Below are 15,952 nucleotides of genomic sequence, written 5' to 3'. Positions count from 1 at the left end.
TGTTTCATACACTTACCTATACAAGTAATCAATAACCCAAATTTTATAAATCAAAATGTCTCAAATCATCGCTTTAGTTGACTGCAATAATTTTTATTGTTCTTGCGAACGTGTTTTTAATCCTAAATTAGAAAATCGTCCGGTTGTAGTTTTATCTAATAACGATGGTTGTGTAGTCGCACGTTCAAACGAAGCCAAAGCTTTGGGAATAAAAATGGGCGAACCTGCTTTTAAATTGCGGGAATATCGCGATAAATATAATTTAGCTATTCTCTCTTCAAATTACACTTTGTACGGTGATATGTCCCAAAGAGTAATGCAATGTTTGGCTGAATATACGCCAGAGTTAGAAATTTATTCCATTGACGAAGCTTTCCTTGATTTTACTAGTTTTACAAATCAAGATTTAACCGCTTACAGTCGCGAAATCAAACAGAAGGTTCAACAATTTACCGGTATTCCTATATCTATCGGTATTGCTACAACCAAAACTTTAGCAAAAGTCGCCAATCGGATTGCGAAAAAATCGAATAAAGCCAAAGGTGTTTTAAATTTAGTTAATTCTCCCTATCTTGATTTAGCCTTACAAAGAACTGAAGTCGGAGACGTTTGGGGAGTAGGAAGTTCTTATACAAAGCTTTTAGAAAAAAACAATATTCATAACGCTTTACAACTAAAAAAAACCGACCAAAAATGGATACGTAAAGAACGCGGTATAGTGGGTTTGCGGACAGTTTTAGAATTAAATGGTACTAGCTGCATTCCTTTAGCGGAAATGCCAAACTCTAAAAAATCAACCGCAGTAACTCGTAGTTTTGGCAAAGCTGTTGAAACATTAGCAGAATTACAAGAAGCACTTTCTGCTTACGCCTATCGTGCTGGTGAAAAGTTGCGTCAAAGTAAACTAGAAACAGCTAGTATGACAGTATTTTTCCGCACCGGGAGCTATGATAAATCCCAACCTTACCGTAGCTGGGGTACAACAGTTAACCTCTTTTCTTCTACCAACGACAGTCGAGAATTAGTTAATAATGCCAGAAAAGTGGCAGAAAATCTATTTGAGCCAGGATATAAAATCAAGAAAGCTGGAGTAATTTTACTTGGATTAACACCAGAAGGTGAAAAACAATTATCCCTATTTGAAAAAAGCGAACCAGATAAAAAACGCTCTCAAGGATTGATGCAAGTAATGGACACAATTAATCACCGTTACGGACGCGAAACAATACAGCTTGCATCATCGGGAATACGTAAAAAATGGCAGATGAAAGCTGACTATAAATCGCCGAAATATACTACTAGCTGGGATGAATTACCAAAAGTAGGGTAATTGGTAATGGGTAATTGGCAGTCAAAGATTATTAAATTTTTAGCTATATAGTAAGTAATTAATTTAACTTGATATTAAACAAATATAAATTAGTATCTCAAAAAACAATACCGCTGGTACAATATCACCAAAATTAATGGTTTAAGAAAAAATGCCACTAACTAAACGGTGTTTAGCTGAGTTTATCGGTACTTTTTGGCTTGTATTCGGTGGATGCGGTAGTGCAGTTTTGGCTGCTGGATTCATTGCTGATGCTGCAACAATAGGTAACCAAATTGCATTCCCCCTCGGTATTGGATTGGTAGGTGTTTCGCTAGCATTTGGTTTAACTGTAATGACAATGGCTTATGCTATTGGACATATTTCTGGTTGCCATTTAAATCCAGCAGTTTCTATAGGCTTAGCAGTTGCGAAACGTTTCCCTTCAAGGGAATTACCCATGTATATGGGCGCTCAAGTATTTGGTGCAGTCGCAGGTGCTGGAATACTAGCGTTAATAGCTACTGGTAATCCTGAATTCAGCCTAGTTGACAGCGGTTTTGCAGCTAATGGTTTCGGCGAGCATTCTCCAGGAAACTATACATTGTTGTCTTGTTTTGTTGCTGAATTCATTTGTACCTTCATGTTTTTAATGATTATCTTAGGTGCAACAGATAATCGCGCTCCAGCAGCTTTAGCACCAATGGCAATTGGTTTGGGTTTAACTCTGATTCATTTAATTAGCATTCCCGTTACCAATACATCCGTAAATCCCGCTCGTAGTTTAGCTCCAGCTTTATTTGTTGGTGGTTGGGCGATCGCACAATTATGGTTGTTTTGGGTTGCGCCAATTTTAGGAGCAATAGCGGCTGGATTCGTTTATTCAAATGTTTTTGATGCTCCGAAAGTTGAAGAAGTAGAAAGAGATTTATCTGGAGTTAGAGGTTAATATTAGCAGTCTGAATAACAAAGTGTTCTGGAATCTTTTGGCTAGAGAATCAGTTTTTTTAATTACAAATTTATTTTCTTATTTAGTGCGGGCATCTTGCTCGCTATTTTTGTTTCTCAACCGGGTTTTTGGCGCTGCTGAATTAAGCTATGAATTATATTTACCTCCAATTTGCGATTAATCTGAAATCTGTGTAGAGACAGGGCACAGTGCTACGTCTCCAGTCATGTGAAATCATCACTGAATATTTATAAACCGCAGAGACGCGAAGAGCGCAGAGTAAACAGAAATTAACAGTAAATAAACTGAGATAAATCTAATAAACAAATAAAAAAATCACACAACACCGAAACGAATCGCTAGTATAAATAAAATCCTTTAATCTTCCCTTCCCATAAATCAAAATGCTTGACAAGCTTATCGGTGAAATCGGCAACTTTGCCAAAGCTAAATTACAACGCAACGAGAAGGTTATTATACTACTCAAAAAATTTAATCTCGATCCAGATCATCCACCAGCAGATTTTTCGGGTATTTATAGTTATGCTTTGGTTGAGTATGGGGTAGGGAAGTCGCTGGCAATTTTACAGCTTTTTCGGGAAGACGAAATTCAAAAAGCATTTCATAAAGCTTTCGATGCTGATAATCCCAATATTGTTATTGAAGAAATTGGCAAGATTCTTCAACCCGATGAGTGGAATATTTTAGAGGAAGGAATTCGGGAAGAGGGAATTGATGTATTGCACGAATTAGCCGAATTTAGCGCGGTTTTCCTCAAGGTTGTGCAATTAACTCGAACTCCCGCAGAGGTTCAAAGAGATAAGAATATTGCTAACTTGCAGCAAGAGTTATCAACAATTAAGCAAGAGTTGCAGCAATTAGGAACTCTTGGCGAAATTCGTACTGAGCTTGCTAAGTTAACTAATTTGGAGAAACCTCACCCCGCCTTCGGCACCCCTCTCCTTACTAAGGAGAGGGGAAGGGCTAAACAACAAAAATGCAAAGCTGAAAATTTAGCCATACAGTTACACGGTTGGTTTAAAACCCTCGGCTATCAATTTGAAAAATATCAAGTTTGGCAAGCTGATTATTTTGAATTGATTATCAAAATCCAAGGTAGAAGACGCTTCGATAGGATTTTGGTGAGGGGAATTGATGGAGAAGCAACAATCAGCGATTTAATCAATTTACGTCAATCTGTAAAATCGCAAAAAACCGACGAAGGCTGGTTAATCGCTGCACGTCGGATTTCTCGGGCTGCAAGAGATGAAGTAAATAAAGACGAAAACGAAAATTTATTTTGCTATACCCTTGACGAACTTATCGACGAAACCGCCGATTTTAGCAACTATATCAACTGGCTGGAAACTGAAGTTAAGAAACGTAAGATTGACGAGTTATACGTTCCTTTAGCCTGTAGCAAAGAAGAAATTGACCCTTTAACCAAACAAAAAATCGGTTTGAGCCGCTACGACGAACAAGACGGATGGATAGATGGTTACGTCGATACGTGGATAGATGACCCTGCAAAGGAGCATCTCTCTATTTTAGGGGAATTTGGTACGGGAAAAACATGGTTTTCATTTAATTATGCTTGGAATGCACTTTTGAAATATAAGGAAGCTAAACAAAGGGGATTGTCACGCCCTCGTTTACCGTTGGTTATCTTGCTCCGAGATTACGCCAAAGCCTTGGATGTAGAAAACGTCATGGCGGGATTTTTCTATTCCCAACATGAAATCAGCTTAAATAGCTCCGTCTTTGAACAACTCAACCGCATGGGCAAACTGTTGCTCATATTTGACGGTTTCGATGAAATGGCAGCCAGAGTTGATAAACAGCAGATGGTAAACAACTTTTGGGAATTAGCTAAGGTAGTGGTTCCCGGAGCCAAAGTTATACTAACCTGTCGTACCGAACATTTCCCCGAAGCCAAGCAGGGAAGGAGTTTATTAAATGCCGAATTACGTGCATCAGTAGCCAATTTAACCGCCGAATCTCCGCAGTTTGAAGTGTTGGAATTAGAGAAATTCAGCGACGAACAAATAAGACAGGTATTTTCTCACGTCGTTAATACCAGCACCGTAGACAAAGTAATGCACAATCCTCAACTTCTAGATTTAGCACGTCGTCCGGTGATGAGCGACTTAATTTTAGAAGCATTACCAGATATCGAAGCCGGTAAACCTGTTGATATGTCGCGGGTTTATTTGTATGCCGTGCGTCGGAAAATGGAAAGGGATATTAAATCGGAAAGAACATTTACATCGTTAGCAGATAAAATGTATTTCCTTTGCGAAATCGCTTGGGAAATGCTTTCCAACGACCAAATGAGCTTGAATTATCGGTTATTCCCCGATAGAATCCGGCGTTTATTCGGCGATGCTGTGGAGGAACAAAAAGACTTAGACCACTGGCATTATGACATGATGGGTCAAACAATGCTCGTGCGGAATGCCGACGGTAATTATACTCCAGCCCATCGTTCGTTGTTGGAGTTTTTCGTTGCTTATAAATTCGCTGGGGAATTGGGAGTTTTAGCAGATGATTTTTTAGAAGTCGTCAGAAAAAACTTTGGTGGGGAGCAAGAAACCCTAGCGCTAGAGTTTTGCGAAACTAAATCGTTATCGCAACAGTTTTCTTGGGGAGAATATTTTCAAAGTTATAGGGAGAAAACTATAGCGCTAGAGAAATTTGAATTTAAAAGCGAACCCTTGGAGAAATTAAGGAATACTGTTGGGCGATCGCCATTAACGAAAGCAGTTTTAGATTTATTGGTGGGGATGGTTGATCAGGATAGCGTTGGGGATAAGTTGTTAGAGGTTATTAAGGAGACGAAGGGGAAGAGTGAGGGGGAGGTTGGTTATGTTGGGGGGAATGCTGCGACGGTTTTGGTGAAGGTGGATAACTGTGCAATTGAAGATACAGACTTATCTGGTGCAATTGTTAAAGGTGGTGATTTTAGAGATACCAGCTTGCTTTATGTGAATTTCCAAAATACAAATTTAGCTAATTGCGAATTTACAAAACCTTTTGGCATGATTTTATCTTTAGCATTTAGTCCAGATGATAAATTGCTTGTCACTGGTGGTGCTGATGGTGAAATTCGTATGTGGGAATTAGAATCAGGTAAACAAATTCTCAACTTTAGAGGGCATAATGATTGGGTAAGTTCAGTTGCTTTTAATTTTGATGGCAAAATTATTGCAAGTTGCTCTCACTCTAGTGCGATAAAACTATGGGATTCAAAAACTGGAGAATGCTTAAAAATATTACGAGGACATACTAATAAAGTACGTCAAATAGCTTTTGATTCAAACAGTACTATTCTTGCAAGTTGTAGCGATAACAGAATAATAAAACTTTGGGATGTTAGTACGGAAAAATGTATTAATACCTTACGAGGACATACTGGTAGAATCTGGACGGTAGCAATAGCTCCTAATAATAAAATTGTGGCTAGTGGCAGTTATGATTCTTCTGTAAAAATTTGGGATATTCTTACCGGAGATTGTCTTCAAACTCTACACGAACATGACCACCGCGTGATTTCAGTTGTGTTTAGCCACGATAGCAAAATCCTAGCGAGCGGTAGTAAAGATAAAATTATCAAAATCTGGGATATTAATACTGGAAAATGTATTAAAAACTTAATTGGTCATACTAAGACAATTCGTTCTCTAGTTTTTAGCAAAGATAATCAAACTCTTTTTAGTGCAAGCAGTGATAGTACAATTAAAGTCTGGTCTATTAATGATGGGAAATGCTTAAAAACAATTACAGGACATAAAAATAGAATCAGAACCATCGCTCTTAACTCAAAGGATACAGTACTTGTAAGCTGTAGCGATGACCAAACAATAAAACTTTGGCATACCAATACTGGAGAATGTTTACAAGCTTTACAAGGATGTAAACATTGGGTAGCATCCGTGACTGTTAGTCCTGATGGTAAAACTATTATTAGCGGTAGTAATAATCAAAAAATAAAATTTTGGTATATCAAAACAGGAAGATGCTTTAGAACTATTAGAGGACATGATAAGTGGATAAGCTCAGTAACTATCAGCCCTGACAGTAGAATCATTGCAAGTGGTAGTGGCGATCGCACTGTTAAAATTTGGGATTTTAATACCGGAAACTGTCTCAAAGCTTTCCAAGCACATATTAATCCAGTATCTGATGTAACGTTTAGTAATGATGGTTTAACTCTGGCTAGTACAAGTCACGATCAAACTATAAAATTATGGGATGTTAAAAATGGGAAGTGTTTACACACTTTTCAAGGACATACTGATTGGGTAAATTCAGTTGTGTTTAGTCGTGATGGGAAAACAGTAATTAGTAACAGTAACGATTGCACTATAAAACTTTGGCATATAAATACAGGAAAATGCATCAAGACTTTACAAGGACATGATGCTGCTATATGGTCAGTTGCAGTAGCTACTGATGGTACGACTATAGCCAGTGGTAGTAGGAATGGCATAATTAAAATATGGGATATTCATAGTGGTAAATGCTTGAAAACTTTGCAAGATAATCATTGTGGAATAGAGTCAGTACAATTTAGCCACGATGGTTTATTGCTTGCTGCTAGCAGTATTGACCAAACAATAAATATATGGAATGCTGCTACAGGTGAATTTATTAAAACATTAAAAGGTCATAAAAATAGAGTTACCTCAGTTGCTTTTACTCCAGATGATAAATTCCTAGTTAGCGGAAGCTACGACGGAACCATAAAAATCTGGAACATCCAAACAGGTGAATGCATAAAAACCCTCAGCAACAAACCCTACGCCAACATGAACATCACCAACGCTACAGGATTAACCCCAGAACAAAAATCTTCACTCAAAGCATTAGGAGCAATTGAACAGTGAGCAGTTAGGGATTATAAGCTTTAACATTTAACCTTATTTTTATGAATAACTTCAACATAAATCAACCAGTTAATACTCAATTAGTCGAATCTTTGGTAAAAGTTATTCGTTCTCTTTCTCCAGCAGAACAAGCTCTACTACAATCAAAATTACTTAGCGATGTGAGTTACCCTTCAAACAACGAAATTGCACATCTTATGGAAAGTGGTGGTAACTTAGATTTTCTTCACGATGAACCAGACATTTACACAATTGCAGATAGAGAAGCAATTTAGTGACTTTAATTAAAGGTAAAATTTAAAATATCTAATATTTAAATACTTGCTAAGATTTTCGAGCGTTTGCGATTGCTTCCTTATGTCGCAATGACTATAGTTACGTTACCCGTGGTAAGTCCTAATTCTAAAACAATTCCTTACCCTCTCCTTAATAAGGAGAGGGTGCGCGACAGCGCGGGTGAGGTTTTTCACTTCTCCACCTCAAACCCCCTCTCTCTCCAACCAGACATATCACCTTCTAAGTGCAAAACCTCAGTAAAACCTGCTTTCTTTAAAGTCTCTTCAGCAATATTTGCTCTTACTCCTCTTTCGCAATAAACAACTATTTTCTGATTACTTAAAGAATTAACTTCACTAATCCGAGATGGCAATTCTCGATATTCAATATTAATTGCTCCCGGAATATGCCCTTGTGAATATTCTTCAGGAGTACGTACATCTAAAATTATAGGGGCTTTATCTAATTTAATTTGCTCTACTAATTCTGTTGCAGGAATTTGCTTATTTCCAGCAATACTACTGTTGCAGGCAGAAATATTGATACATAAAATTAATAATACAGATAACAATACGAAACGCCTACAAATATTTTTAATTTTTTTCATTATTAACTAACCATTTTCTAATTCAAAACTCAGACAAATTTAATCTATAACTCGTACCATAAATTCAAAATTAAACATCGAATATATTCATTTTTGTGTTGTTGATAACTGCATTTAAACAAATTTCAATGCTATTGTTTTCAAACTCAATTTAAACGGCTAATTAGTTTCTGGGAATATTATAAATATTATGTTATTTCGTCAACTTTTTGATTCTGAATCAAGTACCTATACTTATTTAATTGCCGATTATAATACCAAGGAAGCTGTAATTGTAGATTCGGTATTAGAACAATTTCAGCGAGATACTAATTTATTAGATGAACTTGGATTAAATTTACGCTATTGCTTGGATACCCACATTCATGCTGACCACATTACTGCTGCGGGCAAACTCCGTCAAGCTACTGGCTGCTTGAGTATTGTACCGAAGAATCCTGAAGTGAGATGTGCAGATAGCTATATGCAGCACGGACAAATATTGCAGATTGGAGCAGTTACCATCGAAGGCATTTCAACACCAGGACATACTAATAGCCACATGTCTTATTTAATCAACAATACTCATCTATTAACAGGTGATGCTTTATTTATTCGTGGCTGTGGAAGAACTGATTTTCAAGATGGCGATGCAGGAACTTTGTACGACTGTGTTACCAAAAGATTGTTTACCTTGTCTGATGACACTTTAGTTTATCCAGGTCACGATTACAAAGGATGTACCGTTTCCACAATTGCGGAAGAAAAACGGTTGAATCCCCGATTTGCTGGCAAAACCCGCGATGATTTTATCAACTTGATGGAAAGTCTTAACCTCCCCTTCCCTAAGAAAATTAAACAAGCAGTCCCCGCTAATCGTAATTGCGGAATGTAATTACAGTGAACAGTTATCAGTGAACAGTGAACAGCGAACAGCGAACAGCGAGTAGTTATCATTTATGTTGAATTCCTAACGTCTTGTCTCCCCCTCTTCCCCCTCTTCCCCCTCCCTCAAACAAATCGTCATATATTAAGAAATCTGAAATATATTCCCCCCTCTGAGGATTTACTGCTTACTTAGTGGGTGGTAAAGCTGAGAGCTAACGGCACAAAGCAGGTGAGAGGAGCTATTTTTTATATTTATGGAAATTTTATCTAATACTGTTGCGCTGTCACGAATGCAATTTGCGTTGACGGCGATTTTTCATATGTTGTGGCCTGTTTTAACTACGGGTTTGGGTATTTACCTGGTTGTTATGGAAGGTTTGTGGTTAAAGACACGCAATTATCATTACTATTACCACGCTCGTTTTTGGTCAAAGCTTTACGTTCTCAATTTTGGTATTGGTGTAGCTAGCGGGATTCCAATGGAGTTTCAGTTTGGTACGAATTGGGCACCGCTTTCGGAAGCTATTGGTAATTTTTTTGGTAGCATCATCGGTTTTGAGGCTTCTTGGGCTTTTATGCTGGAGGCTGCTTTTTTGGGAATTATGGTGTTTGGTTGGGAGCGAGTTAATCCTAAAATTCACTATTTGGCAACGATTTTAGTTGCTTTTGGCTCGAATCTTTCTACTTTCTGGATTTTGACGGCAAATTCTTGGTTGCAAACTCCTGCTGGTGGAAGTTTTGTTAATGGGGAGTTTGTGGTTAGCAATTATTTCCAAGCTGTTTTAAATCCTTTTATGGCTGTAAGTGTTTCTCATATGTTCCTCGCAACTTTGGAAACTTCGCTGTTTGTAATTGGGGGCATCAGTGCTTGGTATATCGTCAACAAACGCCATCCAGCCTTCTTTTCCATTGCTTTGAAGATTGCGATCGCGGTGGCAGTCATCGTCGCACCTCTACAAATTTGGGTGGGACATTTAAGCGGCGAACAGGTTTATCATTATCAACCTTCTAAATTAGCAGCGATGGAAGCGCAATGGGAAACTACACCGGCAGGAGAAAGTGCTAATTGGAGTATGTTAGCGATTCCCGATGAACAAGCCGAAAAAAATAGTTGGGAAATTACTATTCCTCATGCTTTAGGCTATATTTTGGAATTTAAGCAGAAACTTTCGGAACCAGTGCAGGGTTTAAAGACTTGGAAACCGGAAGATAGACCGCGCATGGTAGGGTTAATTTACTACGCTTTCCGTACCATGATTGCGATTGGCTTCTTTTTTGCAGGATTAATGTTGTTAAGCCTAATTCAGTGGTTGCGCGGTAAGCTATCGGTAAGAAATATTATCAAGCAAAAACTATTGTTGATTGGTTGGATTTTTGCGGCTCCCTTGGGTTATATTGCCGTAGAATCTGGCTGGATAGTACGTTGTGTCGGTAGACAACCCTGGACTGTATACAACGAAATTCGTACAGTTGACGCGGTATCAAATATCCCTCCAGGAAATGTTTTAACAACACTATTAGGCTTTGCAATCGTTTATAGTATCCTGTTGATTGCTGCTTTGTATTTTGGTAGTCGAATCATTCGTAGAGGTCCTAACTTTAATTTACCAATACCGGGAGTGAAAGAAAAACCCGCAGTGGCAACCAAACCAGCACAATTTATCCCCGATGAGCGCCCGATAGAAGCACAACAGTGAACAGTTAATAGTTAACAGTGAACAGTGAGCAGTGAACAGTAAGGAATAAAAAGTAGTAAGTAAGAATTTAATTATTTCTACCCCCTCTTCCCCTTCTTCCCCCTCTTCTTAACTACTCCCTACTAAATCTTAATGAAAACACTAAATTATTTACTGCCGCAGATATGGTTCGGAATTTTAGCATTATTTCTGTTTCTTTATGTAATGCTCGATGGGTTTGACTTAGGAGTTGGTATTTTATCGCTGACTTCTTCAAGTGAGGAGCGCCGGAGTATTTTAATGACTAGTTTAAGCAATATTTGGGATGCTAACGAAACTTGGTTAGTGTTGATGGGAGGTAGTTTATTTGGTGCGTTTCCTTTAGCTTACGGTACTATTCTCAATGCTCTTTATATCCCAATTTTCATTATGATTTTTGGGCTTATTTTCCGTGCTGTAGCTTTTGAATTTCGAGAAGAAGCAAACCGGAAATTCTTATGGAATCTTTCTTTTGCTATGGGAAGTTTTTTAGCCGCTTTAGGACAGGGATTTGCTTTAGGTGGCGTACTTGCGGGAATCAAAGTTGACGACAAAGGACATTTTATCGGTACAACCTGGGATTGGTTAAATGTTCCATCGGTATTAATTGCTTTAACTTTAATTCAAGGTTACGTATTAATTGGTTCTACTTACTTAGTTTGGAAAACTACGGGAGAATTGCAGAAAACTCATCGTAAAACTGCCAGACTTGCAGCTATAACAACATTAATTGGAGCAATATTAATTACAATTATGACTCCTTTTATTTATGAAACTGCTAGAATGAGGTTATTTTCCAAACCTTTAGTTTATGTTTTTACTTTAATACCCTTATTAGCAACCTTCTTAATTTTGCAATTGCTCAAAAGCTTGAATAAAAGAGCAGACAGAATGCCTTTTGTTTGGACAATACTGCTTTTTTTGCTGACATTTATCGGACTAGGTTTAATCGTATTTCCTTATATTATCCCAACTCAAATTACCATTTATCAAGCCGCAGCCGACCCCACTTCAATGACAATTATGATTATATTCATCGGTGCTTTAATCCCGATTATGCTATTCTACAATCTTTATTCATATATAGTATTTCGGGGTAAAGTTACTGGAGAAAGCTATCATAAATAATTTAGATTTTTAATGGCTAAGGAAATAAACTAAAACAGCTATATTGCTGCTTGCATTGGCAATTGCTCGAGGGAGAAGTCATCAAACGAAACTTCCAAACTTAATCCGATAATCAATTCTGCTGAATTTCTCAATATTTGTAAGGGATACTGACGGTTTGCTAATACTGTATTGATGTAACCACCCCTATCCGGTAGATATAAACTAAAAGAATTTTGCCCAAAAGAATTACCTCTCAAACTCCATTCTCTGCCCCAAGGAAAAATGTCTGGATCTGGTACTTGTTCCACAATCCCAAGCCCGTAACGGGTTCCATCAGCAGAGCCGGTATCTACAAAGTTTACTAACTCATTCAAACTATCTTTACCTAGTAACTCACCTCCTAGTAGAGCTTGATTAAACCTCGCAACATCATCAGCATCAGAGAAGAGAGCCGCTGAAGCTCCAAATGCAGATATATTTTTTACGTCAAGTTCAGTAATATCCTCTAAAGTTCCATCAGGTGCTAATTTTCCTGATGCATCGAATAAATCTGTATAGCTGCGTACTAAGTTTTCTGGGATTTTTTCTGGTATGCCGTAAAAGGTGTCATCTAATCCCAACGGCTCAATAACTTTATCTTGCATCAGTTGAGCAAAGGATTTTCCCGTAGCTTGTTCTACCATTAAAGCTGCGATAATATCGCCGGTATTAGTGTAAGCCCAAATCGGTGTTGATTGAAATCCAGTAAAAAGTGGTTCTCCGTACACATAAGCTACTATTTCTTCTGGACTTTTATCTGCGAAAGTACCAGCTTCTAAATCCGCTAAAAACTTTTCTGTAGAATTAAAACTGGGAATACCCCTACTACCGTTAATTAATTGACGTAGAGTAATACTTTCACCATCAGGAAAATTTTTAGCAATTTCGGGTAAGCGTTTTCCTAAAGTATCGTCCAAGCTTATCTTTCCCGATTCAACTACTTTTAATACTGTCGCTCCCGTGAAAGCTTTGGTAATACTGGCAATACTAAAGACATCGTCGGTTTCCATGGGAGTTTGTGCTTCTAAATTGGAAAATCCAGCAGCGCCTTTCCAGGTAAAACCATCCGGAGTCACTACCGCTTGAGTTGCACCAGGAATTTCAAAATCTGTTACGCTTTTTTCGAGTTTGGTTTGCAGTTGGTTTACTAAAGCTGCATCACCAAAAATAAAGCTTTGGGGTGTCAAACTGTTTTTATCAATGCCAATTAATTTTGCTAAAGGCTTTCCATTATCGAGAATAGTAGTTGAGAAAAAATCATCCTCGAAGGTTAATGAATCGAAAGTGACACCCAAACGACCTATTTTGATAGTATCCTCACCAATCTTGAAGTCTAAGACAGTGGTTGGTGTATCTGGAGTATCCCAATTATTAATCCAAAATATATCAGCACCTTCTCCACCAGTTATAAAGTCTCCTCCATCGCCGTCAATTAAAACATCATTTCCTTTTGCACCTAGCAACCAGTCTTTATCGGTACCACCATTAACAGTATCGTTTCCTTTTCCACCACTGAGGAAATCATTTCCAGCTAGCCCGTACAGTGTGTCGTCAGAATTTTGACCCCTGAGAAAATCAAAATCTTTAGTACCTCTCAAAACCTGTGTCTCATCTGATTGAGGAGATAATTGTAGACTACTTCCCAAAACCGATTGTGGTAATAGAGTATCGTTGGCTGGATTGGGTGTTAGTCCTAATAATGCACTTCCGATATCCTGAGCTATCAAAACATTAGACTCTTCTGAATTAAAATCGAGCATATAACTAATTGCCTCATTTAAATCGTTTTCATCCGCAAACAGCGGTTAATTAAGGGTGCGAATATTATTTGATAGACCGGATTAATTTTAGACGAATACGAGATTTTTTGATAGTCGAAGAATATTAATTATTCAATACTTAATTAGGGGTTCCCTAACCCCTTTCATTATTTACCTATTTTCCCAGGAGTTACACCAATCAACTTTTTAAAATGCCGGTTTAAATGGCTTTGATTGGCAAAACCCACCATAAAAGCAACTTGGGCAATACTATATTTGCCTGTTAACAACAATTCTTTAGCACGATGAACGCGAGTTTTTATAACATATTGATGGGGTGTTATTTTCATTGACTTTTTAAATAGGTAGCAGAAATAATGCGGACTCATATGTAACAATTCTGCTAACTCATTTAAACCTAAATCTTTATCTAAATCATGCTCTATGTATTCAATGATTAGCTTTAGCTGAAGCTTTGATAAGCCATTTAGATATTCTTTTATCTTCGGTTTTCGCGCAGAATAATGTTGTAATAAATGCACTGATAAAGCATTTACCATTGTCTCCGCATACAAACGACTTCCTAACGGATTATTTTGTAGCGCATTTTTGATAGCAAGTCCAATTTGTAAAACTAAAGGGTCTGGTGTAGAGAAATATGGTATTAATTGAACTTGCTCTGGCTGTTTAGACTCCTCAATAGCACGAGCAAAAGTCTTTGTATCAATACCTAAGATAATAAAATCGCCTTCCGCATCCCAAGCACACTTTTGAGCGATATTCGCAGGGATAATTACTATATCACCACCGACTACTGAGTCGCGATGAAAACGCCCATCCAGTTTTCGATCTGCATTAATTGCATAGTTCCCATGAGTAAAAATAGTAATACTGTGTCCGAGGCAAGTACAAATCTCGGGAGTTTCGTATGCGGGTTGAGACATATATCGGAAAGAAACTCCATCCCATCCAGTATTTTGGCTTGTGAGAATTGGCGATCGCTCAAAAAGTTGGTCAATTTCGTCTTCTTTAGTCAGAACCAAAGGTTTATCTTCTGACATAACCGAAACCAAATTCTACATTTGTAATGTATCAGAAATTTGATGAATGTGACCTCACCCCTTTCCCCCGTGCTTATCAAGGAGAGGAGTGTTTGCGATCGGAAAATTTATTTCCGCAGCATGATGTTAATTAGCACACAATAAAGCTAGGATTTGATTAATCCAGTTGTAGAAAAATACCATTGCCTGTGATTCAGCAACATTCACAAAAACTTTTAAATTCTCAACTCAAACAGAAATCAGTTGAGGAATTTAAATTTGGCTGGTTTGATTGGTTTTGTCTGTGGTATCCACCGGGCTGGCTAATTTTATTTAACCGTCACTGGCAACATTATCATAATGACCCAGATGGTTGGAACTGGTTGGAATATATATTATTTTTAATTCCTTTGGGATTCTATTTAGCGTTATTAATTCGCTGGTTGCGTTTGGGTTGTCGTTTTCCCCGCAAGCAAGTTACTGAATTTAATCCGAGTTATCAAATCGCTTTTCGAGAAGAAATTTTACAGCCAATTATTGAATATTATTATCGTGGTACCTTGGTACAACTGGAAAACTTACCGCAAAATCAACCGCTGATTGTGGCTATGAATCATGCGGGAATGAGTTTTCCTTGGGATATTTTAACTTTAGGATATCTATTAAGTAAAAATCATGAATGGAAGGTATATCCTTTAGCTGGAGTTGACTTATTTGAACATCCTTGGATAACTTGGTGGCTACCACCGGGATGGTCGCAAGTTTTGGGTGGTGTCAAAGCAAAGTATGATGATTTTGAAGCCGCAATTAAACAGAAAAAGGTTTTATTGTACGCACCGGAAGGTTTAAGAGGACCTGGTAAAGGCTGGTTTAAACGCTATCAGTTACAGAAGTTTGATATTAGCTTTGTACAGTTAAGTCAAAAATATCAAGTTCCAATTTTACCAGTTATTTGTATTGGTAGCGAAAAGCTGCATCCTTATACTTTAAATATTAGCTGGCTGCAAAAATTATTTGGTTTACCTTTCCTGCCAGCATCACCTTTAATTCCCTGGTTTGCGCTTTTTCCGAGTATGGGAGTTTGGGCTGGGAGAAGTAAATTAAATTATTTCATTCAGCCTTTGGTGGAAGTTGATAATTGTCAAAGTCGGGGAGATTTTTATCGGAAAGCACAGAGTTTGAGAGAGGAAATGCAGGGGGAGATTAATCGGGTTTTGAAGGATGTTTGATATCGAATCTATTGTAATTGATATCTTGCAACAATTTCGTGTAGCCCTCGAAACCACCTCGGAATCAATTCCGAGGCTAACAGCAAAAGTCTACTTAAGTAGACTGACAATATAACCTAGTCGTCTTTGGACGACTTTCGCTATTAGCTGGGGGTTTGCAACCCC

The 15,952-nt window shown here is 37.8% G+C and carries 11 protein-coding genes; 8 read left to right on the top strand and 3 right to left on the bottom strand.

All coding sequences use genetic code 11. From position 1 onward, the window contains the following. Positions 1-55 precede the first annotated feature (55 nt). The 4 genes from RIV7116_RS26475 to RIV7116_RS26460 all read left to right on the top strand — a co-directional run bounded on the left by RIV7116_RS26475 (position 56) and on the right by RIV7116_RS26460 (position 7,419). Positions 56-1,330 (top strand): Y-family DNA polymerase, encoded by a 1,275-nt coding sequence (locus RIV7116_RS26475; protein WP_015121400.1) that lies wholly within the window; start codon positions 56-58, stop codon positions 1,328-1,330. A gap of 151 nt (positions 1,331-1,481) precedes the next feature. Continuing rightward, positions 1,482-2,258 carry an aquaporin Z gene (gene aqpZ / locus RIV7116_RS26470; RefSeq protein WP_015121399.1) on the top strand — a complete coding sequence of 259 codons (777 nt, stop codon included), beginning with the start codon at positions 1,482-1,484 and terminating at the stop codon, positions 2,256-2,258. Positions 2,259-2,662: 404 nt separating this feature from the next. After that, positions 2,663-7,144, top strand: a complete 4,482-nt coding sequence (locus tag RIV7116_RS26465; RefSeq protein WP_015121398.1) for an NACHT domain-containing protein — start codon at positions 2,663-2,665, stop codon at positions 7,142-7,144. A 41-nt stretch (positions 7,145-7,185) separates the two neighbouring features. Then, the gene (locus RIV7116_RS26460) at positions 7,186-7,419 is read left to right on the top strand and encodes a hypothetical protein (protein WP_015121397.1); all 234 of its coding nucleotides are present in this window, start codon (positions 7,186-7,188) and stop codon (positions 7,417-7,419) included. Between the two features lie 191 nt (positions 7,420-7,610). On the opposite strand, the gene RIV7116_RS26455 is transcribed toward RIV7116_RS26460, so the two are convergent. Beyond that, a complete protein-coding gene (locus tag RIV7116_RS26455; protein ID WP_015121396.1) occupies positions 7,611-8,027 on the bottom strand; it encodes a rhodanese-like domain-containing protein in 417 nt (138 codons plus the stop codon). Between the two features lie 190 nt (positions 8,028-8,217). On the opposite strand from RIV7116_RS26455, the gene RIV7116_RS26450 reads away from it, so the two are divergent. From RIV7116_RS26450 to cydB, 3 genes are all read left to right on the top strand, one after another. Continuing rightward, positions 8,218-8,901 carry an MBL fold metallo-hydrolase gene (locus RIV7116_RS26450; protein ID WP_015121395.1) on the top strand — a complete coding sequence of 228 codons (684 nt, stop codon included), beginning with the start codon at positions 8,218-8,220 and terminating at the stop codon, positions 8,899-8,901. A gap of 247 nt (positions 8,902-9,148) precedes the next feature. After that, positions 9,149-10,591 carry a cytochrome ubiquinol oxidase subunit I gene (locus RIV7116_RS26445; RefSeq protein ID WP_015121394.1) on the top strand — a complete coding sequence of 481 codons (1,443 nt, stop codon included), beginning with the start codon at positions 9,149-9,151 and terminating at the stop codon, positions 10,589-10,591. A 132-nt stretch (positions 10,592-10,723) separates the two neighbouring features. After that, positions 10,724-11,737 carry a cytochrome d ubiquinol oxidase subunit II gene (cydB, locus tag RIV7116_RS26440; RefSeq protein WP_015121393.1) on the top strand — a complete coding sequence of 338 codons (1,014 nt, stop codon included), beginning with the start codon at positions 10,724-10,726 and terminating at the stop codon, positions 11,735-11,737. 38 nt (positions 11,738-11,775) lie between these two features. Here cydB and RIV7116_RS26435 read toward each other — a convergent pair whose 3' ends face one another. Both RIV7116_RS26435 and RIV7116_RS26430 read right to left on the bottom strand, forming a co-directional pair. Continuing rightward, the gene (locus tag RIV7116_RS26435; protein WP_015121392.1) at positions 11,776-13,518 is read right to left on the bottom strand and encodes a serine hydrolase; all 1,743 of its coding nucleotides are present in this window, start codon (positions 13,516-13,518) and stop codon (positions 11,776-11,778) included. Positions 13,519-13,685: 167 nt separating this feature from the next. Next, positions 13,686-14,579, bottom strand: coding sequence for a helix-turn-helix transcriptional regulator (locus RIV7116_RS26430; protein WP_015121391.1), 894 nt, complete (start codon positions 14,577-14,579; stop codon positions 13,686-13,688). Positions 14,580-14,767: 188 nt separating this feature from the next. Between RIV7116_RS26430 and RIV7116_RS26425 the strand changes: the two genes are divergently transcribed. After that, positions 14,768-15,787 (top strand): 1-acyl-sn-glycerol-3-phosphate acyltransferase, encoded by a 1,020-nt coding sequence (locus RIV7116_RS26425; protein ID WP_015121389.1) that lies wholly within the window; start codon positions 14,768-14,770, stop codon positions 15,785-15,787. Positions 15,788-15,952: the final 165 nt, after the last annotated feature.

This window comes from Rivularia sp. PCC 7116 (assembly GCF_000316665.1).
Classification (GTDB): Bacteria; Cyanobacteriota; Cyanobacteriia; order Cyanobacteriales; family Nostocaceae; genus Rivularia.
The sequence above is the reverse complement of the archived record's forward strand: the minus strand, read 5'-3'. Positions and strand labels throughout refer to the sequence as shown.

Bases quoted from the DNA above. Each gene is read 5' to 3' on its own strand.
- RIV7116_RS26475 (WP_015121400.1), top strand. From the start codon at position 56: ATGTCTCAAATCATCGCTTTAGTTGACTGCAATAATTTTTATTGTTCT.
- RIV7116_RS26430 (WP_015121391.1), bottom strand. From the start codon at position 14,579: ATGTCAGAAGATAAACCTTTGGTTCTGACTAAAGAAGACGAAATTGAC.
- RIV7116_RS26445 (WP_015121394.1), top strand. From the start codon at position 9,149: ATGGAAATTTTATCTAATACTGTTGCGCTGTCACGAATGCAATTTGCG.
- RIV7116_RS26435 (WP_015121392.1), bottom strand. From the start codon at position 13,518: ATGCTCGATTTTAATTCAGAAGAGTCTAATGTTTTGATAGCTCAGGAT.
- RIV7116_RS26465 (WP_015121398.1), top strand. From the start codon at position 2,663: ATGCTTGACAAGCTTATCGGTGAAATCGGCAACTTTGCCAAAGCTAAA.
- RIV7116_RS26460 (WP_015121397.1), top strand. From the start codon at position 7,186: ATGAATAACTTCAACATAAATCAACCAGTTAATACTCAATTAGTCGAA.
- RIV7116_RS26450 (WP_015121395.1), top strand. From the start codon at position 8,218: ATGTTATTTCGTCAACTTTTTGATTCTGAATCAAGTACCTATACTTAT.
- aqpZ (WP_015121399.1), top strand. From the start codon at position 1,482: ATGCCACTAACTAAACGGTGTTTAGCTGAGTTTATCGGTACTTTTTGG.
- RIV7116_RS26455 (WP_015121396.1), bottom strand. From the start codon at position 8,027: ATGAAAAAAATTAAAAATATTTGTAGGCGTTTCGTATTGTTATCTGTA.
- cydB (WP_015121393.1), top strand. From the start codon at position 10,724: ATGAAAACACTAAATTATTTACTGCCGCAGATATGGTTCGGAATTTTA.